General features: G+C 44.7%; 25 protein-coding genes. 13 read left to right on the top strand and 12 right to left on the bottom strand.

Features of this window, described 5'->3' with window-relative positions:
- Positions 1-5: 5 nt before the first annotated feature.
- The gene (locus tag OH463_RS07485) at positions 6-197 is read left to right on the top strand and encodes a hypothetical protein (RefSeq protein ID WP_193222971.1); all 192 of its coding nucleotides are present in this window, start codon (positions 6-8) and stop codon (positions 195-197) included.
- 75 nt (positions 198-272) lie between these two features.
- On the opposite strand, the gene ispB is transcribed toward OH463_RS07485, so the two are convergent.
- Complete coding sequence (gene ispB / locus OH463_RS07480) at positions 273-1,244, bottom strand: octaprenyl diphosphate synthase (protein ID WP_005450493.1); 972 nt, start codon at positions 1,242-1,244, stop codon at positions 273-275.
- Between the two features lie 257 nt (positions 1,245-1,501).
- Here ispB and rplU point away from each other — a divergent pair, with 257 nt between their 5' ends.
- The 6 genes from rplU (at position 1,502) to folA (ending at position 5,541) form a co-directional block, all read left to right on the top strand.
- Positions 1,502-1,813 (top strand): 50S ribosomal protein L21, encoded by a 312-nt coding sequence (rplU, locus tag OH463_RS07475; protein WP_000271393.1) that lies wholly within the window; start codon positions 1,502-1,504, stop codon positions 1,811-1,813.
- Between the two features lie 20 nt (positions 1,814-1,833).
- Complete coding sequence (rpmA, locus tag OH463_RS07470) at positions 1,834-2,091, top strand: 50S ribosomal protein L27 (protein WP_005383095.1); 258 nt, start codon at positions 1,834-1,836, stop codon at positions 2,089-2,091.
- Between the two features lie 211 nt (positions 2,092-2,302).
- Positions 2,303-3,475, top strand: a complete 1,173-nt coding sequence (gene cgtA / locus OH463_RS07465; RefSeq protein WP_053049225.1) for an Obg family GTPase CgtA — start codon at positions 2,303-2,305, stop codon at positions 3,473-3,475.
- Between the two features lie 303 nt (positions 3,476-3,778).
- Entirely contained in the window at positions 3,779-4,579 is an 801-nt protein-coding gene (locus OH463_RS07460) for a threonine/serine exporter family protein (protein ID WP_269990940.1), read from the top strand.
- A complete protein-coding gene (locus OH463_RS07455; protein ID WP_009698851.1) occupies positions 4,579-5,052 on the top strand; it encodes a threonine/serine exporter family protein in 474 nt (157 codons plus the stop codon). Before OH463_RS07460 ends, OH463_RS07455 begins: the two co-directional genes overlap by 1 nt.
- 9 nt (positions 5,053-5,061) lie before the next feature.
- Positions 5,062-5,541 (top strand): type 3 dihydrofolate reductase, encoded by a 480-nt coding sequence (gene folA / locus OH463_RS07450; protein WP_005450473.1) that lies wholly within the window; start codon positions 5,062-5,064, stop codon positions 5,539-5,541.
- Between the two features lie 67 nt (positions 5,542-5,608).
- Here the strand turns inward: folA and apaH are convergent, their stop codons facing one another.
- The 6 genes from apaH to lptD all read right to left on the bottom strand — a co-directional run bounded on the left by apaH (position 5,609) and on the right by lptD (position 12,368).
- A complete protein-coding gene (gene apaH, locus OH463_RS07445; protein ID WP_269990939.1) occupies positions 5,609-6,415 on the bottom strand; it encodes a bis(5'-nucleosyl)-tetraphosphatase (symmetrical) ApaH in 807 nt (268 codons plus the stop codon).
- 12 nt (positions 6,416-6,427) lie between these two features.
- Positions 6,428-6,808 (bottom strand): Co2+/Mg2+ efflux protein ApaG, encoded by a 381-nt coding sequence (apaG, locus tag OH463_RS07440; protein ID WP_005450471.1) that lies wholly within the window; start codon positions 6,806-6,808, stop codon positions 6,428-6,430.
- A 75-nt stretch (positions 6,809-6,883) separates the two neighbouring features.
- Positions 6,884-7,693, bottom strand: coding sequence for a 16S rRNA (adenine(1518)-N(6)/adenine(1519)-N(6))-dimethyltransferase RsmA (gene rsmA / locus OH463_RS07435; protein ID WP_005450470.1), 810 nt, complete (start codon positions 7,691-7,693; stop codon positions 6,884-6,886).
- A complete protein-coding gene (pdxA, locus tag OH463_RS07430) occupies positions 7,690-8,688 on the bottom strand; it encodes a 4-hydroxythreonine-4-phosphate dehydrogenase PdxA (protein ID WP_005450469.1) in 999 nt (332 codons plus the stop codon). The genes rsmA and pdxA overlap by 4 nt, the downstream gene beginning before the upstream one ends.
- Entirely contained in the window at positions 8,678-9,961 is a 1,284-nt protein-coding gene (gene surA, locus OH463_RS07425) for a peptidylprolyl isomerase SurA (RefSeq protein WP_005450468.1), read from the bottom strand. The genes pdxA and surA overlap by 11 nt, the downstream gene beginning before the upstream one ends.
- Before the next feature lie 61 nt (positions 9,962-10,022).
- On the bottom strand, positions 10,023-12,368 hold the full coding sequence (lptD, locus tag OH463_RS07420; protein ID WP_005450467.1) for an LPS assembly protein LptD: 2,346 nt from the start codon (positions 12,366-12,368) through the stop codon (positions 10,023-10,025).
- A gap of 269 nt (positions 12,369-12,637) precedes the next feature.
- On the opposite strand from lptD, the gene djlA reads away from it, so the two are divergent.
- The gene (djlA, locus tag OH463_RS07415; protein WP_009698850.1) at positions 12,638-13,498 is read left to right on the top strand and encodes a co-chaperone DjlA; all 861 of its coding nucleotides are present in this window, start codon (positions 12,638-12,640) and stop codon (positions 13,496-13,498) included.
- A 136-nt stretch (positions 13,499-13,634) separates the two neighbouring features.
- Here the strand turns inward: djlA and OH463_RS07410 are convergent, their stop codons facing one another.
- From OH463_RS07410 to leuA, 5 genes are all read right to left on the bottom strand, one after another.
- Positions 13,635-14,417, bottom strand: a complete 783-nt coding sequence (locus OH463_RS07410; RefSeq protein WP_009698849.1) for a DUF547 domain-containing protein — start codon at positions 14,415-14,417, stop codon at positions 13,635-13,637.
- Positions 14,418-14,550: 133 nt separating this feature from the next.
- Positions 14,551-15,153 carry a 3-isopropylmalate dehydratase small subunit gene (gene leuD / locus OH463_RS07405; protein ID WP_009698848.1) on the bottom strand — a complete coding sequence of 201 codons (603 nt, stop codon included), beginning with the start codon at positions 15,151-15,153 and terminating at the stop codon, positions 14,551-14,553.
- 10 nt (positions 15,154-15,163) lie between these two features.
- Positions 15,164-16,582 carry a 3-isopropylmalate dehydratase large subunit gene (gene leuC / locus OH463_RS07400; RefSeq protein WP_005450463.1) on the bottom strand — a complete coding sequence of 473 codons (1,419 nt, stop codon included), beginning with the start codon at positions 16,580-16,582 and terminating at the stop codon, positions 15,164-15,166.
- Between the two features lie 111 nt (positions 16,583-16,693).
- Positions 16,694-17,785 carry a 3-isopropylmalate dehydrogenase gene (leuB, locus tag OH463_RS07395; protein ID WP_005450462.1) on the bottom strand — a complete coding sequence of 364 codons (1,092 nt, stop codon included), beginning with the start codon at positions 17,783-17,785 and terminating at the stop codon, positions 16,694-16,696.
- Positions 17,786-17,874: 89 nt separating this feature from the next.
- Positions 17,875-19,422: a 2-isopropylmalate synthase gene (gene leuA, locus OH463_RS07390; protein WP_005450461.1), complete on the bottom strand. Its 1,548-nt coding sequence runs from the start codon at positions 19,420-19,422 to the stop codon at positions 17,875-17,877.
- 534 nt (positions 19,423-19,956) lie between these two features.
- On the opposite strand from leuA, the gene OH463_RS07385 reads away from it, so the two are divergent.
- The 5 genes from OH463_RS07385 (at position 19,957) to OH463_RS07365 (ending at position 26,160) form a co-directional block, all read left to right on the top strand.
- A complete protein-coding gene (locus OH463_RS07385) occupies positions 19,957-20,745 on the top strand; it encodes an SH3 domain-containing protein (protein WP_005450460.1) in 789 nt (262 codons plus the stop codon).
- A 216-nt stretch (positions 20,746-20,961) separates the two neighbouring features.
- The gene (locus OH463_RS07380; RefSeq protein ID WP_005450458.1) at positions 20,962-21,510 is read left to right on the top strand and encodes a phosphatase PAP2 family protein; all 549 of its coding nucleotides are present in this window, start codon (positions 20,962-20,964) and stop codon (positions 21,508-21,510) included.
- Between the two features lie 3 nt (positions 21,511-21,513).
- Positions 21,514-22,560, top strand: coding sequence for an MJ1255/VC2487 family glycosyltransferase (locus OH463_RS07375; RefSeq protein WP_005450457.1), 1,047 nt, complete (start codon positions 21,514-21,516; stop codon positions 22,558-22,560).
- A 532-nt stretch (positions 22,561-23,092) separates the two neighbouring features.
- Entirely contained in the window at positions 23,093-24,052 is a 960-nt protein-coding gene (calR, locus tag OH463_RS07370) for a LysR family transcriptional regulator CalR (protein ID WP_005430441.1), read from the top strand.
- 299 nt (positions 24,053-24,351) lie between these two features.
- Positions 24,352-26,160, top strand: coding sequence for an AMP-dependent synthetase/ligase (locus tag OH463_RS07365; protein ID WP_009698844.1), 1,809 nt, complete (start codon positions 24,352-24,354; stop codon positions 26,158-26,160).
- Positions 26,161-26,286: the final 126 nt, after the last annotated feature.

Raw genomic sequence — 26,286 nt, 5'->3', positions numbered from 1 at the left:
AGATGATGGAAGCGAGTCGAATCCGTAAAGGTATGGTTGTAGAGTGTCAGCAAGGTGTTGGAACCATCTTGGTCGTCGATCAAGAAGCTGAAACCGTTCTATTGGTGAAGCAGGGGTCAGAAGAGCAGCTTGCGGTAAGCTTTGATGAAATAGAAGACAACCCACAGTTGCATGGTAACTGCGATCAATATTACTAAGGACTGTTACCAGTAAAAGATAACAAAAAGGAAGAGCATGGCTCTTCCTTTTTACTTTTGGGTCTTTCTTTTTTGTTAGCTAGTACGCTTCACAGACATATGAGCGAGTGTAATTAGTGCTTGCTTATAGTCGGATTCAGGCAGCACCGCCAACTCAGCAATGGCTTTATCGGCTTCTTCTAACGCTTTTTGTGTTGTGTACTCAAGAGAACCAGCTTGCTGCATAACCGTTAAGATATCTTCTAGTCGATCCATACCGTTAGCTTTCTCGATAGCTTCACGAATCATCGCTGCGTTATCTGGCGTGGTATTGCGCATCGCATGCAATAGAGGAAGCGTTGGTTTGCCTTCAGCCAAATCGTCACCAACATTCTTACCCATATCCTCACCGTCTGACGTATAGTCCATCACGTCATCGATCAGTTGGAATGCGGTGCCAAGGTATTTGCCGTAGTTTTGCAATGCCACTTCTACTTCTTCTGGTGCGTCATTTAAGATGGCACCAATCTGTGTTGCTGATTCAAACAGACGCGCAGTTTTTGAGTAGATGACCTGCATATAGCTTTCTTCAGTCGTGTCAGGATCATTACAGTTCATTAACTGCTGAACCTCACCTTCTGCGATCACATTAACTGCATCACTCATCAGTTTAAGGATCTTCATTGATCCTAGCTCAGTCATCATTTGAAATGAGCGAGTATAAATAAAGTCCCCAACTAATACGCTCGCGGCATTACCAAACGCAGCATTCGCTGTCGCTTTACCACGGCGCATGTCAGATTCATCAACTACATCATCGTGCAACAGAGTCGCAGTATGGATGAACTCGATAAACGCCGCAGCCATGGTATGACCGTTACCTTGGTAACCAAGAGCACGAGCTGACAATATCGCCAGAAGTGGTCTCAGGCGTTTGCCTCCACCACTCACGATATAGAAACCGAGTTGGTTGATTAAAGAGACATCAGAATTTAGTTGGGCTTGAATTGTTTCATTCACTTTTGCCATGTCATCGGCAGTAAGCGCTTGGATAGTTTTAAAATCCATCGTATATCCGGCTGAAGTTAGACCCTGCAAGGCTTATTCGATTTATATAATTGTCGAATAATACACTAAAAAACGTTGATTAATACATTACTAAAGGGCATGATTGCCGCACTTTTCTTTGGCGATTAGCTTTTCGCCAATTTTTTCAAAATATGGCTTGTCATAGGGGCATCTCTTCTGTAGAATCTGCGCCCTATTGATGATTAGTTTAGCGCACACCCTCATGAAAAGGCTGTGCGGAAAAAGCGGAGTAAAATATGTACGCTGTTTTCCAATCTGGTGGTAAACAACACCGTGTAAGCGAAGGTCAAACTCTTCGTTTAGAGAAATTAGACGTTGAAACTGGTGCAACTGTAGAATTTGATAAAGTTCTTCTTGTTGCTAACGGCGAAGACATCAAAGTTGGTGCTCCTCTTGTAGAGGGCGGCAAAGTTGTTGCTGAAGTTGTACAACACGGTCGTGGCGATAAAGTTAAAATCGTTAAGTTCCGTCGTCGTAAGCACTCTCGTAAGCAACAGGGTCACCGTCAGTGGTTCACTGAAGTGAAGATCACTGGTATCAACGCTTAATCTATTAGGAGAGTTTAACAATGGCACACAAAAAAGCTGGTGGTTCTACTCGTAACGGCCGCGATTCAGAAAGCAAACGTCTAGGTGTTAAGCGTTTCGGTGGTGAATCTGTTCTTGCAGGTAACATTATCGTTCGTCAACGTGGTACTAAGTTCCACGCTGGTAACAACGTAGGTATCGGTAAAGACCACACTCTATTCGCTCTTACTGAAGGTAAGGTGAAGTTCGAGGTTAAAGGTCCTAAGAACCGTAAGTTTGTAAGCATCGAAGCTGAGTAATTTTACCTTTTTGGTTAATTACTAAAGCTTTATAGCTGAATTCAAAAGCCCTGCCGATTCGGCGGGGTTTTTTATTTGTAGCAGTCGGCATATTCAAGTTTCTCGTTTTAGCCCATCGCGGTTGGAATCTGGGAGCTTAGATCTGTCATCTGCTAAAATTGTTTGATGGCAAATCAGATTTAATCCACGCACGAAGTAGTCGGAGTAAAAGATGAAGTTCGTAGATGAAGCGGTAGTAAAAGTTCAGGCTGGTGACGGCGGTAGCGGCGTTGTAAGTTTCTGGCGTGAAAAATTCATCACTAAAGGTGGCCCTGATGGTGGCGACGGTGGTGATGGTGGTGATGTATACATCCAAGCCGATGAAAACCTAAATACCCTGATCGATTACCGTTTCCAACGCTTTTACGAAGCAGAACGCGGTGAAAACGGTCGCGGCGGTAACTGTACTGGTAAACGTGGTAAAGACATCACACTTCGCGTGCCAGTAGGTACTCGCGCAGTTGATATCCACACTAACGAAATCGTTGCCGAAGTAGCAGAACACGGTAAGAAAGTGATGGTCGCTAAAGGCGGCTGGCACGGTCTTGGTAACACGCGTTTCAAATCTTCAGTAAACCGCGCACCTCGTCAGAGAACGCTGGGTACTAAAGGTGAAATCCGTGAGATCCGTTTAGAGCTATTGCTATTGGCTGATGTTGGTATGCTTGGTCTGCCTAATGCAGGTAAATCAACCTTTATCCGCGCAGTATCAGCAGCAAAACCAAAAGTAGCAGATTACCCATTTACTACGTTAATCCCAAGCTTGGGTGTAGTGAGTGTCGTACCTGAGAAAAGCTTTGTTGTTGCAGACATTCCAGGTCTAATTGAAGGCGCAGCTGACGGTGCTGGTCTAGGTATTCGCTTCCTTAAGCACCTAGAACGTTGTCGTGTGTTGCTGCACATGATCGATATCATGCCAATCGATCAGTCAGATCCAATCCAAAATGCCCTAACTATCATTGATGAGTTAGAGCAGTACAGTGAAAAACTAGCAGGCAAACCTCGTTGGTTAGTTTTCAACAAAACGGATCTGATGCCTGAAGAAGAAGCGAATGAAAAGATCCAAGAGATCTTGGATGCGCTAGGTTGGGAAGACGAGTACTTTAAGATCTCGGCGATCAACCGTAGCGGTACAAAAGAGCTTTGCTACAAGTTAGCTGACTTTATGGAAAACCTACCTCGCGAAGAGGAAGAAGTTGCTGAAGAAGATAAAGTTAACTTCATGTGGGATGACTACCATAAAGACGCGATCGCTGGTAAAGACGTTGTTACTGAAGACGACGACGATTGGGATGACTGGGACGATGAAGAAGACGACGGTCACGTTGTTTACGTCCGCGACTAATCGCTAGCTAATTCACTAAGCCGCAATGTGTATTGCGGCTTTTTTTGTATCTAAATCATGTTTAGTAGATGTGATTTACGGCACAATAATAAATTATACCCAAGTGACTTCAAGGTGAAGGAGTCAGAGCGAGTCGATGACACGCTTACAAAGGGCGAGTTGTCTTGGCTTGTGCACTTTGTTGTCGATTTTTAATTTAGGTTCACTAAATCCTTAAATCGCTGTGCGTCTACAACCCAAGACATTCTTGCTGAACCAAACGTCTTGAGGTTACTTGGGTATAAATGGACTTAGGAAGTATTTATGACACTGGAAGCTATACCGTCTTGTACTACGACGGCATCCAATCAAAGAGCCATCTCTCGGCTTGTTGCCCAAGCAGGGCAAATGTTATTAGCCCATGGGGCAGAAAGTACGCTGGTTAGTGACATTATGCAGCGCATTGGCATTGCATGCGGTGTGAGTGACGTTGCGGTGGCATTATCAGCCAATGCTTTAGTGGTGACGACCGTAAAGGACGATCACTGCATCACCACCACAAGAAGCTGTGCGGATCGTGGCATTAATATGCGCGTGATAACTCAGATCCAACGCATTTGTATCATGATGGAGCGTGGCTTACTTGATGTGAAAATGGCGCAGAAGAAGCTCAATAGTATTAGTCCTGAGCGCTATGACCGTTGGTTAGTTGTATTTATGATAGGGCTTTCCTGTGCGGCATTCAGTCATTTGGCTGGAGGTGATTTAGGGGTGTTTGTCATGACTTTTCTTGCTTCTGCTGGCGGTATGATCGTGCGACAAGAAATTGGTCATCGACACTTTAATCCCCTTCTCAATTTTGCTGTTACGGCCTTTGTTACGACGTTGATTTCAGCTCAAGCGGTTATCTTCGAAATTGGTAACTTGCCGACTGTTGCCATGGCATCTTCCGTATTAATGTTGGTTCCAGGCTTTCCATTGATTAACTCGGTTGCCGATATGTTGAAAGGTCATATCAATATGGGCATTGCACGTTTCACTATGGCGAGTTTGCTCACTCTAGCTACTTGTCTTGGTATTGTTGCTGCAATGGAAGTAACCGGTATTTGGGGATGGATGAGCTAATGAGTGTATTTGAGCTTATTTTAGGGCTTTTAAACGACATGTTCTTTGCCGCTATTCCTGCGGTTGGTTTTGCTATGGTCTTTAACGTGCCACAAAAGGCACTTAAGTACTGTGCGGCAGGTGGTGCGATCGGTCATGGTAGCCGTTATCTAATGATGCACTTTGGCTTGCCAATTGAATGGGCGACCTTTTTCGCGGCGACTTTAGTGGGCTTGATAGGTGTTCACTGGTCCCATCGCTTTCTGGCTCATCCAAAAGTATTCACTGTGGCTGCTTTAATCCCTATGGTTCCAGGGGTATTCGCTTATAAAGCCATGATAGCCATGGTTGAGATAAACCACTTAGGTTATTCGCCTGAACTCATTGCGACGTGCATGGAAAACTTTCTTAAGGCGATGTTTATTATTGCAGGCTTAGCGGTTGGCTTGGCGGTTCCGGGGCTGTTATTCTATCGCCGCAGACCCATAGTATAAGGACCCAATATGATCATCAGCATGATTGCCGCGATGGCAGACAATCGAATCATCGGTAAAGACAACCAGATGCCTTGGCATCTTCCTGCAGATTTTGCATGGTTTAAGCGCTGCACTATGGGCAAGCCTGTTGTGATGGGACGTAAGACCTATGAATCGATCGGGCGTCCTCTACCTGGTCGTTTGAACATTGTCATCAGTCGTGATGAGTCACTTTGTATTGAAGGTGTAACAACTGTCACATCGATTGAGCAAGCGTTAGACGTTGCGGGTGAGGTGGAAGAGGTGATGATCATTGGTGGTGGTGCGATTTACGCAGCTTGTCTGCCAATGGCAACCAAGTTGTATGTGACTCATATCGAAGCTGAAATTGAGGGCGATACTCAGTTCCCTGATTGGGGTATTGAGTTTAAAGAAACGTACTCTGAGGCATACCAAGCAGATGAGAAAAACGCTTACAACATGCGTTTTACTGTCCTTGAAAAGTAATCGGATAGAATGAGAAAAGCACCGCAAACGCGGTGCTTTTTGTTTTTTAGTCCGGCAATCAGAGCCGTTAACTGAGAGCTTCTTGAATGAAGACTTGTTTGTCTTCCCAACGAATCATAGTTAGTGAGCCCCCCCAAACGCAGCCCGTATCAAGTCCAATAATGCTTTCATCGATATGACCTTGCAGTGCCGCCCAATGCCCAAAAAGTACCGCTTTTTCTAGAGGGATTCTTTGCGGTAACTTAAACCACGGCACCAGTTCATCCTCTGATACTTCTTGCGGTGGCAATTTACAATCCATATCCAGTCGCCCGTCAGGAAAGCAGAAACGCATACGGGTAAAGACATTGATGGTATAGCGATAGCGATCAAGTCCCGATAGGGATTCATCCCAAAGATCAGGTTGGTTGCTGTACATGTTTTCTAGCAGCCAAGGTAATTGTTCACTTCGAATGATCGCTTCCACTTCACGGGCACAGGCTCTGGCGGTTTCAAGATCCCATAGCGGAGAGATACCGGCATGGCACATTACAAACTCATCGTGTTCTGCAAGTAGTGGTTGTTGAGCGAGCCAAGTCAGTAATTCGTCTTTGTCTGGGGCAGAGAATATGGGTGCGGTTTTGTCTTTATCTTTGACCTTTTTGAGTCCTTGCGAGACCGCCATAAGGTGCAGGTCATGATTACCGAGCACGACTTTAGCACTGTCACCAAGAGAACGAACAAAGCGCAGTGTTTCTAATGATTTAGGACCTCGAGCGACAAGGTCGCCAGCTAACCAAAGTTGGTCATGTTCTACAGAAAAATTAACTTGCTCTAATAGCTGTTGAAGCTCGTCAAAACAGCCTTGGATATCACCAACAATGTAGTTAGCCACAGAGTCTCCTGATTAATTTAAGACGTTAGGAACAGCCAAGCGGAATGGATCAATCTCAGTGATGAATTCCTGTCCTTTTTCATCCAGTAACATGTAGTGTCCCTGCATGACACCAACTGGTGTTTCTAACGCAGTGCCACTGCTGTAAGTATACTCGTCATTACCTGCGATAAAGGGTTGTTGACCAACGACACCTTCTCCCTCTACCGTCATTTGTTTACCGTTGGAGTCGGTAATCAACCAGCGACGACTGACTAATTGTACCGTTTGTTGGCTGAGGTTTTTTATTGTGATGACGTAAGCGAACACATAGCGTTGTAGCTCTGGATTGGACTGTTCTTCGATGTATTTGGTATGAACTTGAATCTTAATGCAAGGTTGAATGACGTCCATGTGCACTCCTCAGAAACGTAATATCCCAATAATAATAAGCCAAACCGGCAAGGGTTTGGCTTATCGTTTGAGTTCTTAGTGCTGCGGGTTATCCGCGAGCCAGTTCGCCATGGCGACGAATTGTTGTAGCGTCAAGTTTTCTGGACGCATGCCTGGGTTGATACCAAGCTCTTCCAACACCTCTGTACTGAGCAGAGATTTATAACAGTTACGTACTGTTTTACGGCGTTGGTTAAAGCCTTCACGACATACTCGCTCCAGCAAACGTAGATCTTTAGCTGGGCATGGAAGTTCTTCGTAAGGTACTAGACGAACAACAGCTGAGTCTACTTTCGGTGGCGGAACAAAAGCGGTTGGTGGCACTTCTAGCACTGGTACTACTTTACAGTAGTACTGCGCCATGACCGTTAGACGACCATAAGCCTTGCTACCCGGACCTGCTGCCAAGCGGTTTACTACTTCTTTTTGAAGCATAAAGTGCATATCTTGAATGTCTTTATGGAATTCAAATAGGTGGAACATCAATGGTGTAGAGATGTTGTATGGCAAGTTACCAAAGATACGCAGCTTGTTGTTTGGCTTCACCAGTTGAGTGAAGTCGAAACGCATCGCGTCGCCTTCATGGATAGTAAGCTTATCTGCCAATTCAGGATGGTTGCGTAGACGTTCTGCTAGGTCACGGTCCAATTCGATCACCGTGAACTTGTCGACTTCGCGACCAACAGGTTCGGTGATTGCACCTAGACCCGGGCCGATCTCAACCAGGTTTTGACCTGGTCTTGGGTTAATTGCTGATACGATACCGTCAATAATGTACGGATCGTTCAGGAAGTTTTGACCAAAACGTTTACGCGCTTTGTGTCCTAAATGGACATCATTTCTCATTGTTTCTTCTCTACCAATTCTATCGCATGCGTGAGCGCTGTTCGGAAGCTCCCTGTATCCGCTTGACCTGTCCCTGCCAGTTCTAATGCAGTACCGTGATCCACCGAGGTTCTAATAAAAGGTAGACCAAGAGTAATGTTTACTGAACGACCAAAGCCTTTGTACTTTAATACTGGCAACACTTGGTCGTGGTACATGCCTAAAACAGCATCAGCATCGTTTAAATACTTTTCATTGAAAATGGTATCTGCCGGTAATGGACCGATCAGATTGATTCCTTTTTCTTGTCGAATCTTTTCCAATGTCGGAGTGATGGTCTCGATCTCTTCGCGACCCAAACAGCCATCTTCTCCCGCATGTGGATTTAACCCGCAAACATAGATGTTTGGCTGCGAGATGGCAAATTTTTCTACAAGATCTTTATGAAGAATATCGATGATTTTTTCTAATCGCTCTTCCGTGACGGCTTTTGATACGTAAGCCAAAGGAATGTGCGTAGTGACAAGTGCTACTCTCAGTCCTTCAGTTGCCAGCATCATCACGACCAACGGTGTGTTGGACTTCTCGGCGAAGAATTCAGTATGACCACTGAAAGCAACGCCTGAGCGATTGATCACCCCCTTATGTACAGGGCCGGTGACAATAGCATCAAATTCATCATTCATACAGCCCAAAGCAGCTCTTTCTAGTGTTTTTAATACGTAGTGACCGTTAGCTTCATTGAGTTGACCAGCGATGACATTCTCTGCCATTTCGATATGGTCAACGATCAAGGTACCCGCTTTTTGGGCTTTGGGTGCTTCTTCTGGATTGTAATCAGTCAGTTGAACATCAATGCCGAGTAGTGCGGCACGTTCCAACAGCATGTTTTTGTCTGCGCAGACGACGATTTGGTGTGCCCAGTCTTCCTTAGACAAGGCGAGTACCAAATCGGGACCGATACCCGCAGGTTCCCCTGCGGTTACGACGATTCTGCGAATCGAATTAGTTGCCATCATTATCATCCACGATTTCAACGAATGCGCTTGCGCGTAGCTCTTGCATCCATGCGCCAGCTTCTTCATTAAACTTACGGTTAAATAGAATTCGGTATGCTTTGTTCTTCATCGCTGAATCCGTGCGGTCTACCTGGCGACGGTCTAGAACTTCAACAATGTGCCAACCGTGTACCGTTTTAAATGGTTCACTGATTGAGCCGATCGGTAGTGTTTCTACTTGGTGTTTAAATTCTGGCACGTATAGGTCAGGAGTTTGGTAACCTAGCTCACCATTTTGCGCTGCTGAACCAGGGTCTTGGCTGTATTGTGTCGCCAACTGAGCAAAGGTCGCTTCGCCTGCCTTGATACGACGAATAAAGTCGTTTAGCTCTTTCTTCGCACCATCATCACTTAGGATTACCGTCGGTTTGATTAGGATATGGCGAGCATTTACTTCTGTTACTGCCACGGTTTCAAGACCTTTTACATCTTCAATTTTTAGGATGTGGAAGCCTACGCCGCTGCGGAATGGACCAATGATGCTACCTTTGTTTTGCATTTTGATCTGGTCTGCAAAGATGGTCGGCATTTCTTCTTTACGCATCCAACCCCAATCACCACCCTGTAGGGCTTTTGGACCTTTTGAATAGGTGTATGCCATTTCCGAGAAGTCAGCACCGTCTTTTAGTTTCTTAACCAAGGCTTTTGCTTCGGCTTCTACTTCTGACTTGTCTTTATCATCAGAGAAGCGAAGTTGAATATGACCAATTTTGTACTGAACGGTTGCATTGGTTTCTTTTGCCAGTTGGTCGGCAAGGCTATCTACTTCAGCAGGAAGAATATTGATACGACGACGCACTAGCGCATTGCGAGCTTCAGAAGCCGCAATTTCTTTACGGATCTGTTCACGAAACTCTGGGTAGCTTAGACCTTCAGCTTGAACAGATGCTGCAAGTTGCTCTACGGTCTGCTTGTTATTACGAGCAATTTCCGCAATTGCTTGGTTTAGACGGTTGTCATCGATACGGACGCCAATACGATCAGCTTCCTGTCCTTGTAGTGTGTCGATGATCAGTTTTTCTACCACTTGGTCTTTCAGCACACTTGCTGAAGGTAGGCTCTTGCCATTTTGACGAGCATTTGCCTGAAGCGTCTTCATCGCAGTATCGATGTCACTTTGAAGAATTACGCCGTCGTTAACGATAACCGCAACCTTATCAAGCTCTACTGGCGCAGCGGTTACACCACAAGAAAGTAGCGCGGTGAATAAGAGTGATTTCCAAATTTTCATTAAAAATTCCGTCAGTAATATAGATTAAGCGTCTTGCTATTGTTTAAGACGCCTAATTTGATTAATTGTTCAAATAGAATGGACGACCGTATTTGATTGCGTTGTCTGAGCCATCAAGCTCTTTCGCCGCAGTATCAGCTCGTTGGTTGGTTGCAAAACCTTGAATACCAAAGTTCACGCTGATGTTGTTTTCGTATTTTGGTGATGCGCCAGCACTGCCGATGGCTTTTTCATCCCAGCCAAGCAGTTGGTTGGAATATGTCAAACCAAAGTACCAACAGTCAGATTGGTAACGCACGCTCGCCAACCATTCCATATCAATGTTTTCATTCAGGTCATAGTAGTACTGACCACTTGCAGACCAGCTTGGGTTGAACTCGTAAGCCGCTACAATACCCGCTTGTGAAATCCCCTTACGAGTGATCGTATCTAGGTTTTCGAGAATGATCGTATCTTCGATGTATTCTCGAGTGACGTAACGGTAGTTACCTTGAACAAAACCACCATTGAATTGGTATTCCAGCGTGCTGTTAGCAAGCTGCATTGCGCTCAAATCAATGTCGTATTGAATACCGCCGTGGTAGAACAGGTAATCGTTGTAGTTGAAGTCTGTTTCAATTGCCCAAGATGAGTAGTTTGAGGTCTCATCTGGCACGCTAGGACTGTTACTGATCTTGGTTTTCTTATCGAAGTAGTAGATCTGACCAAACGAGATATTGAGGCGCTCTTTATAGTCATCATCAAAGAATCGAGTACTTGCACCGTAACTCAACTGGTTTGCTGATGCGATCTTATCAATGCCACTGTATTTACGGCTGCGGAATAGACCATAGTAGTCAGTTTGCAGCAAGGTGGTATCGTAGTTGTAGATGTTCGTCTGATCTTCTTCAGGGACATACAAGTACTGCAACTGAGGCTCTAGCGTTTGTGTGTAGCCTTCAATCCAGCTAGTGTCACGCTCTAGATACATACGTGCATGCGTACGGAACTCTGGAATGACGCGTGATACGTTTTCATCAAGCTGGTTGCGTAAATTAGTATCTGTTAGCCCTGTTAAGTCTTGAGAGTAGTATGTCGATAGGACACGAGCTTCTGTAGTCCATGTCGCCCATGAGTTCGAAAGCGGGATAGTAAGACCTGGCTCTACGTGAACACGAGTTGCATCGGGCTTAGCTGTATCATCAGTATCAAAGCGGCTGATTTGGCTCTTCACGTCAAAGTTAACGTAATTGCCCATGAGTGGTGTGTAGTAGTTCAAATCCAACTGAGGCAGCAGACGGTATGGTTGGTTCTCGTCTTGAAGTAGGATTTGGAAATCACGAACTCGCAGTGATGCATCCCAGAAATTCGAACGGTATTGTACTTCACCTTCTTGAAGCAACTGACCATCTTCTCGGTTACCAATATCAGAGCTGAGATCTCGGAAGTAATCAATATCGCTGACTTTGGAGTAGTCTAAGTTGACTAACCATTGCTTGTTGATGATGCCTTCATGTTTGAACTGGTAACCCCAACGCGACTCGTCGTTGTACTTCTTGTCGCTGTTCATGTACTCGCCTTTGATTTCACCTTGTCCCCAACCATCGGTTAGGTAACGAAAATCAGCGTCGAGCTTGTTACCACGCTTCTGCATGTATAACGGGGTAATCGTCATGTCGTACTCAGGCGCGATGTTCCAATAGAATGGAATCTCAACTTCCATACCATCGTTGGAGCCATACGACAGAGAAGGGAATAGGAAACCTGTCTTACGCGTATCACCAATTGGCATTGTTAAGTACGGTACGTAAAAAACGGGAACGTCCAATACTTCAAAACGAGGGTGGTGCAGTGTAGCGGTTTCTTCATCTTGGTCGACATCAATACCTGATGCGACTAATCGCCAAGAGTTATCGCCTTGAGGGCATGATGTGATAGAGCCGTCTTCCAGCTCATAAACGGATTGACCCGTACGTGCGATATACGCTGCGGTACCTCGACCTTGCTGGCAAAGGAATTGGTAGTCGGTATTTTCTAGCGAGAAGGTATCTCGGTTGATGTCGTTGGTGACACGATCAGAGCGCGCCTTCACCTTACCGTCATTGAAGGTTACGTTACCTTCCGCTACCACTACATTGTCTTGTTGATGAAGTGTCACGCTATCCGCAGTAATCTTCTTTGGTCCTTGCGTCACTTCTACGTTGCCGGAGTATTGGGCTTTGTCGCCATTGATCGCCTGAAGACTATCAGCTTGTACTACGACTGGGGAATTTAGCGCGTCCTCCTCACCACTTGTCTCGACCAAACATTGATCTGTGATGGGCATTTCCTGCACACTATCATTGATATTCGCTTCAGCTTGAGTGGTGGGTACAAACAAGGCGGTGCTGATAGAGGCCGCTAAAAATGTGCGGGAGAAATGTTGCATTGAATTGAACTTTCCTGTGTCACTACTACTCGATGGCTATAGGGCTTGTTGTACCCTAGCTTTATAGCCAAATGAATCAACTATAGTTTGCAATTATCCCAGAGCATGGACTCGCTGTGGCATAATGCCGATATAAAATAGCTGCAAAGATAAGCAGGCGAAATAGCCTGACCGTAAAAAAACTAATTCCATTATCATAAAGGAAATCGTTGCGTCCGGCACTATAAGACCGCCGTCGTCGATAAAAATTCATTGATAGAGAACACATAATGCATATTTTTGGCAAAATATTGGGTGCCTTTTTTGGCTTGTTACTCGGAGGTCCATTCGGTTTATTGTTTGGTCTATTTATCGGTCACCAATTCGATAAAGCACGTCGTTTGAGTCAAGCGGGGTTTTCTACTGGCGGTTTTGGTAAAGGTCCAAGCCAAGCTCAACGTCAGGAAGAATTTTTTAAAGCAGCATTCGCAGTAATGGGACATGTGGCTAAAGCCAAAGGGCAGGTAACGAAAGAAGAGATTCAACTTGCTTCAACGATGATGGACCGCATGAGCCTTCATGGTGAGCAACGCCGTGCTGCCCAAGATGCATTCAGAGAAGGTAAAGAGAGCGACTTTCCACTGGAAGAAGTATTGGTCCGAGTGAAGATTTCTTCAGCCGGTCGCTTTGATTTGCTGCAATTCTTTTTAGAGTTACAAATTTCTGCCGCATTTGCCGATGGTTCTATTCATCCGAGTGAGCGCAGTGTTCTACATAAAATTGCTCGTGGTCTTGGTTTCTCTTCCGAACAGCTAGAGCGACGTCTCAATATGCAAGAAGCGGCTTTCCGTTTCCAAAGCCAAGGTGGCTTCCATGGTCAGCAGCAAGGTCAGTATCAATCTTCAGGTGCAGGGTGGCAGCAAGCGTCACAAGCAGACCAGTTGGCCGATGCCTATAAAATTCTAGATGTGTCTTCAGATGCAGACGGTAAAACCGTTAAGCGTGCTTACCGTAAATTGATGAACGAGCATCACCCAGATAAATTGATGGCAAAAGGTCTACCACCAGAGATGATGAACGTTGCGAAAGAAAAGTCGCAGGAAATTCAAAACGCGTACGATCTGATCAAAAAGGTGAAGGGCTTTAAATAAGCGCGTATTCTTATCAAATCTCAATAAAAAGGGCACCTAGTGCCCTTTTTTAGTTTCTATCTGGTCTTTGGTTTGGTGATGGTTTCGAGCTTTCGGGTTAGCATGATCCAAAAGCGTATAGACCTACCAGTCACCATCAATTGGCTTGATTTAAATTCCAATCGTATTCGTATTTTACTTTTCCAGAAAAGCCTTGGTATTGCGGTGCATATTGAGCAATGTGATTAAATACTTGTTCCTCACCGCCAAAATCTTCAGCAAACCAGTCATAAATGGAAGAAAGCTGCGCTGAATTACCTTTAATTGATACACCTTTACTACTGTTAATAAATGTTTTGGCTGCAGAGTCGAGTAGCGCTTGCGTGTTTTCAGCGGTGAATGCTTGAGTTTGTAAATTTGGACATCCCAAGCTTGCACAATTCACTGCATAGTGTGTTCTCGGATCTTGCCAAATTGGACGCAAAATACGATGTTCAATGTCGTTTAAAGTCAAATCTTTACCATTCACCACCACAACTTCGTCTCCCCAAGGTCCAAAGCTAAATAGCCCGCCTAGTTTCGTAATGGATTTAACAGGGTAGTTATCCAAAATTAGGTCAACGGTGATGGCGTTATAAAGGTTAACCCAATACGCGTATTGCTCTGCTTGATTGTATTGTAGGGGATCGAGTTTGGCTAAGCGTTGGATGTACTGTTTTAACTTCGCTTTATCCGTTGCTGAAACTTGGTTATAGCGAAATAACGTGTTTTCATCCTGCTCAACCAAATAGCGGTCTAATAGTTGTTGCCATTCTTGGTGAGAAATTTGTGTTTTGCTGGCTTGATTCGATTGCTTCCAATACGGCCACAAATCGGATTTCGGCGCAGAAAAAGCGGAGAAAGAGACGAGGGCACACAATATCAATAATAGACGCTTCATAATTGAACCTTTGGGTTAAACCTTGTTGATAGTGTAGACCTGTAGAAGAAGTAGTTTCTTTCTGAGGTAATGAAAATAAAAGAAAAAAGGCTGGCATAAGCCAACCTTGTATTTGTTTCAATCTCGATTTGAATTAGCTTAAGAAGCTTGGAATATTCGCTTCGTATTCAGCAATCTTATCTTCGTGTTGAAGGGTCAGACCGATATTGTCTAAACCGTTCAGTAAGCAATGACGACGGAAGGTGTCGATTTCAAAACCATATTCTTTGCCGTTAGCACGAACGACATTAGCTTCTAAGTCCACTTCCACTTCAGCGCCTTCGTTAGCCTCAACAAATTGGAATATTTCATCCACTTCTTGTTCTGTAAGGCGAACAGGTACCATCTGGTTGTTGATGGAGTTGCCGTAAAAAATATCGGCAAAGCTAGGTGCAATCATCGCTTTGATGCCGTAATCGGCTAATGCCCAAGGGGCGTGCTCACGAGAAGATCCACAACCGAAGTTTTCTCGTGCTAGCAAGATAGAAGCGCCTTGGTAGCGCGGAGCGTTCATCACGAACTCTGGATTTGGCTGTTCGCCAGCATCATCTAAGAAACGCCAGTCATGGAACAAGTGTTTACCAAAACCTAGACGAGATACCTTTTGTAGGAACTGCTTAGGAATAATGGCATCGGTATCTACGTTCGCTGCATCTAGAGGAACAACTAAGCCTGTGTGTTGTTTAAAACCTGACATCTGTTCTCTCCTAGTCCTGGTTCTCAAAAGAAGTCAATTCGCGAATATCAACAAAGTGACCAGCGATTGCCGCTGCCGCTGCCATAGCAGGGCTAACCAAGTGGGTGCGACCATCACGACCTTGGCGACCTTCAAAGTTACGGTTTGATGTTGACGCACAACGCTCATGGGGACCCAAGCGGTCGTTGTTCATGGCCAGACACATTGAGCAACCCGGTAGACGCCATTCAAATCCTGCCTCTTTAAAGATAACGTCCAAGCCTTCCGCTTCAGCTTGGGCTTTTACTTGTTCTGAGCCCGGAACGATAAGAGCTTGAACATGCTCTGCGACTTTACGACCTTTCGCTACTTCTGCTGCTGCACGCATGTCTTCGATTCGTGAGTTAGTACAAGAACCAACAAAGACTTTATCGACGTTGTAATCTGATAACGACTTACCAGCTTCAAGCCCCATGTAAGCCAACGCTTTTTCAGCAGAGGCTTTTTCTACTGGATCTGCAAAGCTCTCTGGTGTTGGGATTGGCTGGTCTACAGCGATTACTTGACCTGGGTTTGTGCCCCAAGTGACTTGTGGCTTGATGTCTGCACCGTTCAGCGTTACTACGGCATCAAACTGAGCATCATCATCTGTTTTTAAGGTTTTCCAGTATTCCACTGCCGCATCAAATTCAGCCCCCTGTGGCGAGAACTTACGACCTTTAATGTAATCGAATGTGGTTTCATCTGGTGCAATCAAGCCTGCTTTTGCGCCTAGCTCAATCGCCATGTTACATACCGTCATACGACCTTCCATGGAAAGATCAGTGATGGCTTCTCCACAGAACTCGACGACATAACCTGTACCGCCAGCAGCTGTGGTCTCACCAATAATGGCAAGTACGATGTCTTTAGCAGTGATGCCCGGAGCTACTTTGCCTTTCACTTCGATTTTCATCGTTTTTGCACGTGCTTGTTTTAGCGTTTGAGTTGCTAGCACGTGCTCCACTTCTGAAGTACCGATACCAAATGCAAGTGAACCAAATGCACCGTGAGTTGCGGTATGTGAGTCACCACAAACAATGGTCATACCCGGTAACGTAATGCCAAGTTCTGGTCCCATTACATGCACAATGCCTTGGTATTTGTGGTTAATGTCGTAAAGCGTAACGCCAAATTCTTCACAGTTTTTCGATAGCGTTTCCATCTGGATACGGGCCATCTCGCCGGAAGCATTGATGTCTTTTGTCGTCGTGGAAACGTTGTGGTCCATAGTCGCAAAAGTTTTGCTGACCTGACGCACTTTACGACCTTTTTCACGCAAGCCGTCAAATGCCTGCGGAGACGTCACTTCGTGTACCAAATGACGGTCGATGTACAAGATTGGGTTTTCCCCTTCTGCTGCGACGGCAACGTGTGCGTCGTAGACTTTTTCGTATAGTGTTTTGCCCATTGGTTTGCTTCCTTTCCTCGTTATCCTTGTCGCTTTGTTTTAGCACCAATGACTGAGAGGTAAGTCATTGGTGGATAGAGGATTTAGTATTTATTATGAATCTGTTCTGTATTATGAGTTTAAGATGTACTCAGCGATCTTATCGCCCATCTCAGATGTTGTAAGCGCAGGGTTGTCACCAGCAAGATCGCCCGTTAGCTCCCCAGCTGAAAGTGCTTTTGATACTGCGGCTTCAATGTCTTGCGCCGCAGTTTCTTCACCTAGGCTGTAACGCAGCATCAGTGCTGCTGATAGGATTTGCGCCACAGGGTTAGCAATATTCTTACCTGCGATATCGGGTGCACTGCCACCTGCTGGCTCGTACAGACCAAATTTACTTTCGTTTAGGCTTGCTGAAGGCAGCATACCCATTGAGCCAGTGATCATTGCACACTCATCAGAAATGATGTCGCCGAAGATGTTTGAACAAAGCATTACGTCAAACTGAGCTGGGTCTTTAATCAACTGCATTGTTGCGTTATCAATGTACATGTGTGACAGCTCGACATCTGGGTAATCTTTTGCGATTTCTTCTACCACTTCACGCCATAGGATTGAGCTTTGCAGAACGTTCGCTTTATCGATTGAACACACCTTCTTACGGCGTAGACGTGCAGATTCAAACGCAATCTTTGCGATACGTTCGATCTCAAAGCGGTGGTAAACCTCGGTATCAAATGCTTTTTCTGTTGCGCCTTCACCTTCACGACCTTTCGGTTGACCGAAGTAGATACCACCAGTTAATTCACGTACTACCACGATGTCAAAACCACGACCTGAGATGTCTGCACGAAGTGGTGAGAAGGCTTCTAGACCAGAGTGGATCTGTGCTGGACGAAGATTACAGAATAATTGGAAGTGTTTACGTAGCGGAAGTAGGGCACCACGTTCAGGTTGGTCATTTGGTGGTAAGTGCTCCCACTTTGGTCCACCTACTGAACCGAATAGGACGGCATCAGACTCTTCACACGCTTTGACTGTACTTTCTGGAAGTGGGCAGCCGTGATTGTCGATCGCAATACCACCAACATCATGCTCGTCACGCTCAAATGCAATACCGTGTTTCTTTTCGATTGCATCCAACACTTTATGCGCTTGCGCCATCACTTCTGGGCCGATACCGTCGCCAGGTAAAACGGCAATTTTGTATGATTTGTCTGTCATGTTAATCCTTTAATATTTCTAAATTTTTGAGCTTATCTAAACGAATTTGGTTGGAGTCTGAGATGTAAATCAGCCCCCAATGAATCACATTAAACTGTCGCGATTTTCTTTTGCTTCATCTCTTCAATCTTATCGGCACGATGAATGCTGTTGATGACGTGTAATAGCGCTTGACCAGATGCTTCTACGATATCGGTAGAAACGCCGGTACCGTGGTACTTACGACCTTTGTAGTTGGCGATGATGTCTGCTTGACCAAGACCATCTTCACCTTCACCTTTTGCCGTTAGGTCGAACTTGTCTAGAACGATGTCGTAACCTGTCACGCGGTAGATACATTGGTATAGCGCATCAACCGGACCATTGCCGACTGCAGCCTCACACGTTTCCTCATCACCACATTGCATCTTGATGCTGGTGGTCGCCATTACGCTGCCTGATTGCACACTTAGGTAGTTCAACTTGTAGAAATCATCTTCTTCACGCAAGTTTGAGAAGTGCATTAGGGCTTCTAGATCGTAATCAAATACTTGACCCTTACGGTCGGCAAGCTTCAAGAAGTCCTCGTACAACGCATCTAAGTTGTATTCTTCTTCTTTGTAGCCCATTGAATCCATGTGGCTTTTCACGGCTGCACGACCACTGCGGCTGGTTAGGTTCAGAGCTTGGTTTTTAAGACCGATCGATTCAGGCGTCATGATCTCGTAAGTGTTTTTGTTCTTTAGCATCCCATCTTGGTGAATGCCTGAAGAGTGGCTGAATGCGTTGGCACCAACGATCGCTTTATTGCTCTGAATTGGCATGTTACATAGCTGACTAACCAACTTGCTGGTGCGGTGGATTTCGTCGTGTTTTAGACCGGTATGCACACCCATGAATTCTTGGCGTGTTTTTAGGATCATCGCGATTTCTTCTAAAGAACAGTTACCTGCACGCTCACCGATACCGTTAATGGTGCCTTCTACTTGTCGCGCCCCTGCTTGGACGGCTGCGATAGAGTTTGCGACTGACATACCTAAGTCATCGTGGCAGTGCACAGAGATGATGGCTTTGTCGATGTTGGGTACGCGGTTGAATAGGGTTTCAATGATGCCGCCAAACTCACTTGGTACTGTGTAGCCAACGGTGTCTGGAATGTTGATGGTGCTTGCGCCCGCATCGATAGCGGCTTCAACCATGCGGCATAGGTTGTCGATTGGAGTGCGTCCTGCGTCTTCACAAGAAAACTCGACGTCGTCGGTGTAATTGCGTGCGTGTTTTACTGCTTTAACACCCATTTCAACCACATCGTCGTAGCTGCGTCGAAGTTTGTCCTGAACGTGAACAGTCGAAGTGGAGATGAAGGTGTGAATTCGGAAAGCATCAGCGACTTTTAGTGCTTCAGCGGCGGCATCGATGTCTTTCGCAACGGCACGCGAAAGGGCACAAACTCGACTATTTTTTATGTGTTTTGCGATGGTTTGTACGGACTCGAAATCACCTGGTGAAGAGACAGGAAAACCCGCTTCGATAACATCAACGCCCAGCCTTTCAAGCGCATAGGCAATCTGCAGTTTTTCTTTAACCGTCAAGCTTGCTGACAACGCTTGTTCGCCATCACGCAATGTGGTGTCGAATATAATGACCTGATCGTTCATGTTTGCTTCCTTCATGATTTTTGCACTTTCGCGCAAGTTAATCGTTTACTTCCGGTATTTAGATATAAAAAAACCCGCATTTGCATGCGGGTTTCTAAGAAATTGGTGTGGTTATTTTTCTTCCACAGCCTACCCGCGCGAACTGGTCACGATCAGGAGGAGGCTAAGCAGGATAGAAAAACGTGCTGACATAGTTGTTAAGCATTCCACAAAATTAAGTTAACAAATTAGTACCGCACTCAATGGAGCACGTCAACCCTAAAGTTGATTTTTTATTCATATCGGATCAGTAGGTGAATTAATCTTCTATCAATGATGGACGTCTTCAATGTGAAGAAAGGGGAGATGTTTGTGCTACAACAATTATTGCCGCGACTAAGATCACGCTCACCATCTTCTTCTCATTGTTTTGATACTGCATGCTTTGCGAGCTATCACACAAAGGAGGCAATTGGTTGGCATAAATTCAGCAGAGCGATTTATAGTAGAACGGTTGTATCTACCGAATTTTTGAGGCAAATAGGTTAGGGATTAATGGATTTAGCGAAACAACTTGGACGTTCTGCGCTGGCTCTAGCTCTGGTTTCTTTATCTGGGTGTCAGTTACTTCAATTTGGGCAACCGACAGAGGCCACCTCTTCAGTGGTGGCGAGCGATCATGCTCATAGTGTCTTGATGATCAACCACCAAATGGATGAATACTTGAGTGAAGATGGACGTGAATCCTTTCTAAATCAAATGCTGGTGGCGTTAGAGTCGGATAACCGTGACAAGTTTAAAGGTAAAGATCCAGACACCTACTCTTGGTGGAAGATCCGTGTCCAGCCAAATCAATGGAAGGAAGCAGAAGTAAGTCGTCCTATTGTAGAGGGAGTGGATACGTCAAATACACTTGAATTTATGGATGTTTCATATCGCTCAAAGACCACTCTTAATTTGCGAGCAAAACCGAGCTTAAAAGGAGAGAAGCTGGGAGAGCTAACCAAAGGTGAGGTCTTTAATGCTCTTGCTAAAGTGGAAGGCGAACCATGGTTGCTGGTCGAACAAAAAGGTGTGATTAGAGGTTACGTACACAAAGACTACGCTCGTAGTAATGTCGTCAACCGAGACATTTTGTCGATCAAGCCTAATCCACTATTAAAGCATAATGTTGAGCCAAGCGAACAAGGGAAAAACGAATTGTTCGGTAGCTATACTTGCCGTGATTTGAGCTATGAGCTCACGAAAGATGGTCACATGACCACCGGCTCGCTTAGAGCATGTCGTAAACAAAGAAAGATCTGGTACATCGATGCACCAGTCTCTGCTTCCAATCAGTCTTGATCTTTTATGCTCAGATCTTCTGGGTGAATATCTTCGTACTTATGAGCTCGGTTGATCAACGTAACGATTACCGAGCTTATTGCTACTCTTAACTCCCGCCGTTTTTTCTGCTCTGCTGCAAATGATAACGTGTCATTAATTATCCAAATTCTCGTCATGTAGTTGTCACCTTACACGCCTAGTTTTCATATAAAGGTCAAAGTAAAGGAATGTTACATGCGAGCTTTAGAGACAATTAGCCAGCCAATGGCAAGCATTGCTAAATTTGATTTGGCGTTCTCCAGTGTGTGTTTACAACATCGATTTAATCAGCAAGTCGCGAATATCAGTAAAGGAGTTTCTCATAGTGGGGATGGACACCTCTATGTGGTGTTAGGGTTGTTAGCTTGGCTACTTGATAAGCAACATGGTCATTGGTTCTTGATTACCGGGTTAACCGCATTTGCCATCGAATTACCCATTTACTGGGTGTTGAAAAACAGCTTTAAGCGCCGTCGTCCTGAGGAATTGAGCGCGTTGCTTCCTGCCTTTATTACTCCTTCTGACCGCTACAGCTTACCGTCAGGTCATACTGCGGCGGGCTTTTTGATGGCGACGCTCATTCATCATTTTTATCCAGACTTAGGCATATTTGCTTTCACTTGGGCAGCCTTGATTGGGACATCACGTATTCTGCTTGGCGTGCACTTTTTTACTGACATTATCATTGGTGCTTTGTTGGGGAGCCTATGTGGTTCTTTGGCAATTGGGCTCATTGGAGGTTAATGGATGAAAATTCTGTATGGTGTTCAAGGCACAGGAAATGGTCACATCGCCCGCGCAAGAGCCATGAGTAAAGCTTTTCAAACTCACGACGTGCAGGTTGATTTTCTTTTCTCTGGACGCGAACCAGAAAAGTACTTTTCAATGGAGTCTTTTGGAAACTATCAAACTCGGCGTGGCTTTACCTTTGTGACAGAGAAAGGTGCCGTGAGCTATGCTAAAACGGCATTACGCAATAACTTGATTCAGTTTATCCAAGAAGTAAATCAGCTGGATTTGTCTTCTTATGATCTGGTGATCAATGATTTCGAACCCGTCTCGGCTTGGGCTGCTCGTAAGCAGAACAAACCTTGTATTGGTATCAGTCATCAAAATGCATTCCGCTACCCAGTACCTCTTAAGGGGGCGAGTTGGTTGGATAAATCCGTCATAGAGCATTTTGCTCCTTCGCAACACCACCTAGGCTTGCATTGGTATCACTTTGATCAGCCGATCTTACCGCCTATCGTTCATACGCTTGAGCAAACGAGTGGTAATGATGACTTTGTTCTCGTCTATCTTCCGTTTGAATCAATAGAAGACATCAGCGATTTGTTGTTCCATTTTAATCAACAGTCTTTTGTCTGTTATCACCCGAACGTGATTGAGTGTGAGCAAGTGGAAAATATTGAACTAAGACCTCTGTGTCACACTAACTTTCAATCTCATTTGCAACGTTGTAGTGGAGTGATTGCCAATGGTGGTTTTGAACTGCCATCGGAAGCCCTTTCTCTTGGCAAGAAGCTATTACTTAAACCGCTTTCTGGGCAATTTGAACAGCAAAGTAACGTCGCAACATTGGAAGATTTAGGGCTAGCATCTTCGATGGAAAATCTTGATATTTCGACGGTACGTCAGTGGTTGAAAGAACAACAAGCAGAAAGCGTGAAGTATCCTGATGTTGCAAAAGCGATCGCCAACTGGGTATTACAAGGTGCTTGGGATGCACCTGAAAAACTCTCTGAACAACTATGGGAACAAGTCGATTTTCCGAGTTACGTATCGAATATTTAACGTCCGATTTATCTTCTAAGTTGCAGTCATTCACGCGCTGATTGGCTGCATTTTTATGCCTTCTATATCATTTCTATTCACGGTCATTTTGCTGACTCTTTAACTGATTTGCATGTTTTGTGAACTTAACTATTGATGCTGGTTTTTGAACGCAAATGCAAACAATAAGCAGGGCAAATGGGTTGTATGATCCCTGTAGATTGTCATTAACGTGCTAAATAGGTTGTAAGAAACCTCTGATTTAGGCGTTTTATACTTTTTTATGTTTTTCTTAACGATATGATAAATATGGAATAAATAACTAATTGGCTAAAATTTAATGATTAAATATCAATCTAGTTGCGAAACCTTGATTGATTAGTTGATAGTACGGTTCGAGCCGGAAATATCTGGACGATAAATATAATACAAATTCGGTTTTCTATTCCTTAAAAAATGATTTGAATCCAGCCACGGTCGTTTGTGTGCAAAGAGATTCTATTCGTTAAGAATTCATTGAACCAAGTTGACGATTACATAAGAGGCGCACTCCATGTTAGATAAAAAAGACGCGATGAGCGCAATTGCTAGCTACCGTATGGAAAGCACATTGCGTGGTGTAGATTTAAACCTATTGACCGTATTTGATGCAGTGATGCAAGAGCAAAATATTACTCGTGCAGCACATAACCTTGGCATGTCACAACCAGCAGTAAGTAATGCGGTTGCTCGCCTAAAAGTAATGTTTAATGATGAGCTATTCATGCGTCAGGGTCGTGGTATTCAGCCAACTCAGCGTGCTCGTCAACTGTTTGGTCCTATCCGCCAAGCACTACAGCTTATTCGTAACGAACTTCCAAGCTCAGTTTTCCAACCTGAGTCTTCAACTCGTCTGTTTAAACTGGCGATTTGTAGCCCATGTGATATGCGTTTCGCACCGAGAATCATGGCTAACATTAACGAGCAAGCACCAAGCGTACAGCTACACCTAGATGCGGAATTTGATCGCCTTCTATCTGAGCGTATGCGCTACCAAGAAATCGACTTCGTAATTGACTACGCACGTTTTGATGATCAAGGCTTCTCAAGCACTGAAATCTTTAAAGATGAGCTAGTGGTTATTGCTTCTAAGACGCACCCTCGCATCCAAGGTGGTGTATCTGCTGAGCAACTGATCAACGAGAAACACGCGAAGCTATCACGTGTACATGGTCAACGTAGCTTCTCTGAGCAAGCGTACCGCGAACTTGATTGCCAAGCCGCTTATGAAGGTTCAAGCCTAAGCAACCTGCTATACGTAGTAAGCCAATCTGAGCTTGTGACTATCGCTCCTCGCTGGATGGCTGAGAATGCAGTGAACAGCGACCAGTTGCAAATCCTAGATTTCCCATTTGAAAACAAGGAAATCAGTGGTTACCTAAGCTGGCACGAATCAAGTGAGAAGGACAAAGGCCACATCTGGTTACGTGACCAACTTATGATCACTTGTGGTGAAGTTGTTGCGCTTAAATAAGCTGAATTTTTAGCCTGATCAACTGGTCAGACTGGACTTGTAATCATCAATTTTTACAATTCCTTGCCCCTGAGAGAACGCCGTCTCTCAGGGGCTTTTTATGTCCGCTATTTAATAGTCGAAACAGCGACTTAAGTTGATTAAACCTTCAGCAGTTAAAGACCTGCTATGCTCTCATTAGTGATAGTCGTCTCTTAATAATGATAAGTTTGATAATGGTCAGTTGCGTTTTTAAGCGTCGAGGTTACACTTGTGCGCTCAAATAGCTTACGCCTGTAAGCCAAAAGGTAATGTAAAGAATGGCCAAGTTAGATTTTCATATCGTAAAACGTATTCGTGAACAAATTGCGAAGGGTAGTACTCGTGTTGCGCTTAAACATAAAGTCGGCGACACATGGCAAGGTATTACTTGGGAGCAGTTTGGTCAGCAAGTAGATGCTTTGTCACTTGCGCTTTTGGCTCAGGGATTGGGCGTCCAAGATAAGATCGGTATTTTCTCAAATAACATGCCGCAATGGACCATTGCTGATTTTGCAGCACTGCAATTGCGTGGCGTTACCGTACCTATCTATCCAACTAACACCGCAGCTCAATCGGCTTACATCATTGATAACGCAGACGTCAAAGTGTTGTTCGTTGGTGAGCAGCCACAGTTTGATGCCGCGGTTAGCATTTTCGATGAATGTAAGCAGCTAGAACTGATCGTTGCGATGTCAGATGATATTGACCTAGGCGATCATGCATTTGCCATGACATGGAAAGACTTCGTTGCTAAGGGCGACGTTAGTCACCAAGCTGAGCTAGAAACTCGTTTAGAACATGCGCAAGAAGAAGATCTACTGACCCTGATTTACACCTCTGGTACCACAGGTCAACCGAAAGGTGTAATGCTAGATTACGCGAACATCTCTGCCCAACTTGAAGGTCATGATGAGCGCTTGAGTTTAACTGAAGACGACGTATCGCTGTGTTTCTTGCCATTATCACACGTGTTTGAGCGTGCATGGACATTCTATGTGCTTTATAAAGGTGGTACCAACTGCTACCTGCAAGACACCATGCAAGTACGTGATGCCCTGAGTGAAGTGCGCCCAACCGTGATGAGTGCGGTTCCTCGTTTTTATGAGAAGATCTTCTCTGCGATCCACGAGAAAGTGTCACGTGCACCATTCCATCGCAAAATTATGTTTACTTGGGCGGTCAACATGGGTGCGAAGATGGCTGCTTGTCATCAAGAAAACCGCAAGCCATCACTAATGCTACGTAAATCTTATGCTTTGGCAGACAAGCTAGTGTTGAGCAAGCTACGTGCATTATTGGGTGGACGCATTAATTTCATGCCATGTGGTGGCGCGAAGCTAGATGAAACCATTGGGCGTTTTTTCCACGCAATTGGCATCAATGTTAAGCTTGGCTACGGTATGACAGAAACCACGGCAACCGTATCTTGTTGGGATGATCAATGCTTTGATCCGAGCTCTATCGGTATGGCAATGCCAGGCGCTCAAGTTAAGATTGGTGAAAACAACGAAATTTTAGTGCGCGGTCCAATGGTGATGCGTGGCTACTACAAAATGCCAGAGGAAACTGAGAAGACGTTTGACGAACATGGCTTCTTGAAGACTGGCGATGCAGGCTACATTGATGAAAATGGCAACTTGTTCATTACTGACCGCATCAAAGAACTGATGAAGACTTCAAACGGTAAGTACATTGCACCTCAAGTCGTAGAAGGTGCAATCGGTAAAGACCACTTCATTGAGCAGATTGCTGTCATCGCAGATACACGTAAATTTGTATCGGCTCTGATTGTTCCGTGTTACGACTCACTTGAAGAGTATGCGAAAGAACTAAATATCAAGTACCACGATCGTGTTGAATTGATCAAACATCATCAGATTGTTGAGATGCTTGAGAAGCGTGTTAATGACCTGCAGAAAGAACTGGCTAAGTTTGAACAAGTTAAGAAATTCAAACTTTTACCTAAAGCATTCTCGATGGATGATGGTGAGTTGACCCCAACACAAAAACTTCGTCGTAAAGTCATTAACGACAAATACCAAGACGAAATCGAAGAAATGTACACTGAAAAGTCTGATAAAAAGTAACTTAAGCTAACTTAGATTTCAGATTGATGAAAATGTCCCCAGTTGCCTGATCTTGTGCTGCTGGGGATTTTTTATGACCGTCTTTCACACTTTTAGTTGTGACTTATGAAGGAAGTTTCGCTGAAA

Origin of the sequence: Vibrio sp. NFR, from assembly GCF_027587095.1 — a bacterium.
Classification (GTDB): Bacteria; Pseudomonadota; Gammaproteobacteria; order Enterobacterales; family Vibrionaceae; genus Vibrio; species Vibrio harveyi.
Note: the sequence above shows the minus strand (reverse complement) of the source record. Positions and strands in the feature narration are given on the sequence as shown.

Bases quoted from the DNA above. Each gene is read 5' to 3' on its own strand.
- leuC (WP_005450463.1), bottom strand. From the start codon at position 16,582: ATGGGCAAAACACTATACGAAAAAGTCTACGACGCACACGTTGCCGTC.
- OH463_RS07385 (WP_005450460.1), top strand. From the start codon at position 19,957: ATGGATTTAGCGAAACAACTTGGACGTTCTGCGCTGGCTCTAGCTCTG.
- rsmA (WP_005450470.1), bottom strand. From the start codon at position 7,693: ATGAGAAATGATGTCCATTTAGGACACAAAGCGCGTAAACGTTTTGGT.
- leuB (WP_005450462.1), bottom strand. From the start codon at position 17,785: ATGACAGACAAATCATACAAAATTGCCGTTTTACCTGGCGACGGTATC.
- pdxA (WP_005450469.1), bottom strand. From the start codon at position 8,688: ATGGCAACTAATTCGATTCGCAGAATCGTCGTAACCGCAGGGGAACCT.
- leuA (WP_005450461.1), bottom strand. From the start codon at position 19,422: ATGAACGATCAGGTCATTATATTCGACACCACATTGCGTGATGGCGAA.
- OH463_RS07410 (WP_009698849.1), bottom strand. From the start codon at position 14,417: ATGAAGCGTCTATTATTGATATTGTGTGCCCTCGTCTCTTTCTCCGCT.
- OH463_RS07380 (WP_005450458.1), top strand. From the start codon at position 20,962: ATGCGAGCTTTAGAGACAATTAGCCAGCCAATGGCAAGCATTGCTAAA.
- apaG (WP_005450471.1), bottom strand. From the start codon at position 6,808: ATGGACGTCATTCAACCTTGCATTAAGATTCAAGTTCATACCAAATAC.
- rplU (WP_000271393.1), top strand. From the start codon at position 1,502: ATGTACGCTGTTTTCCAATCTGGTGGTAAACAACACCGTGTAAGCGAA.
- OH463_RS07485 (WP_193222971.1), top strand. From the start codon at position 6: ATGGAAGCGAGTCGAATCCGTAAAGGTATGGTTGTAGAGTGTCAGCAA.
- calR (WP_005430441.1), top strand. From the start codon at position 23,093: ATGTTAGATAAAAAAGACGCGATGAGCGCAATTGCTAGCTACCGTATG.
- OH463_RS07460 (WP_269990940.1), top strand. From the start codon at position 3,779: ATGACACTGGAAGCTATACCGTCTTGTACTACGACGGCATCCAATCAA.
- surA (WP_005450468.1), bottom strand. From the start codon at position 9,961: ATGAAAATTTGGAAATCACTCTTATTCACCGCGCTACTTTCTTGTGGT.
- OH463_RS07375 (WP_005450457.1), top strand. From the start codon at position 21,514: ATGAAAATTCTGTATGGTGTTCAAGGCACAGGAAATGGTCACATCGCC.
- ispB (WP_005450493.1), bottom strand. From the start codon at position 1,244: ATGGATTTTAAAACTATCCAAGCGCTTACTGCCGATGACATGGCAAAA.
- cgtA (WP_053049225.1), top strand. From the start codon at position 2,303: ATGAAGTTCGTAGATGAAGCGGTAGTAAAAGTTCAGGCTGGTGACGGC.
- OH463_RS07455 (WP_009698851.1), top strand. From the start codon at position 4,579: ATGAGTGTATTTGAGCTTATTTTAGGGCTTTTAAACGACATGTTCTTT.
- rpmA (WP_005383095.1), top strand. From the start codon at position 1,834: ATGGCACACAAAAAAGCTGGTGGTTCTACTCGTAACGGCCGCGATTCA.
- OH463_RS07365 (WP_009698844.1), top strand. From the start codon at position 24,352: ATGGCCAAGTTAGATTTTCATATCGTAAAACGTATTCGTGAACAAATT.
- folA (WP_005450473.1), top strand. From the start codon at position 5,062: ATGATCATCAGCATGATTGCCGCGATGGCAGACAATCGAATCATCGGT.
- leuD (WP_009698848.1), bottom strand. From the start codon at position 15,153: ATGTCAGGTTTTAAACAACACACAGGCTTAGTTGTTCCTCTAGATGCA.
- lptD (WP_005450467.1), bottom strand. From the start codon at position 12,368: ATGCAACATTTCTCCCGCACATTTTTAGCGGCCTCTATCAGCACCGCC.
- djlA (WP_009698850.1), top strand. From the start codon at position 12,638: ATGCATATTTTTGGCAAAATATTGGGTGCCTTTTTTGGCTTGTTACTC.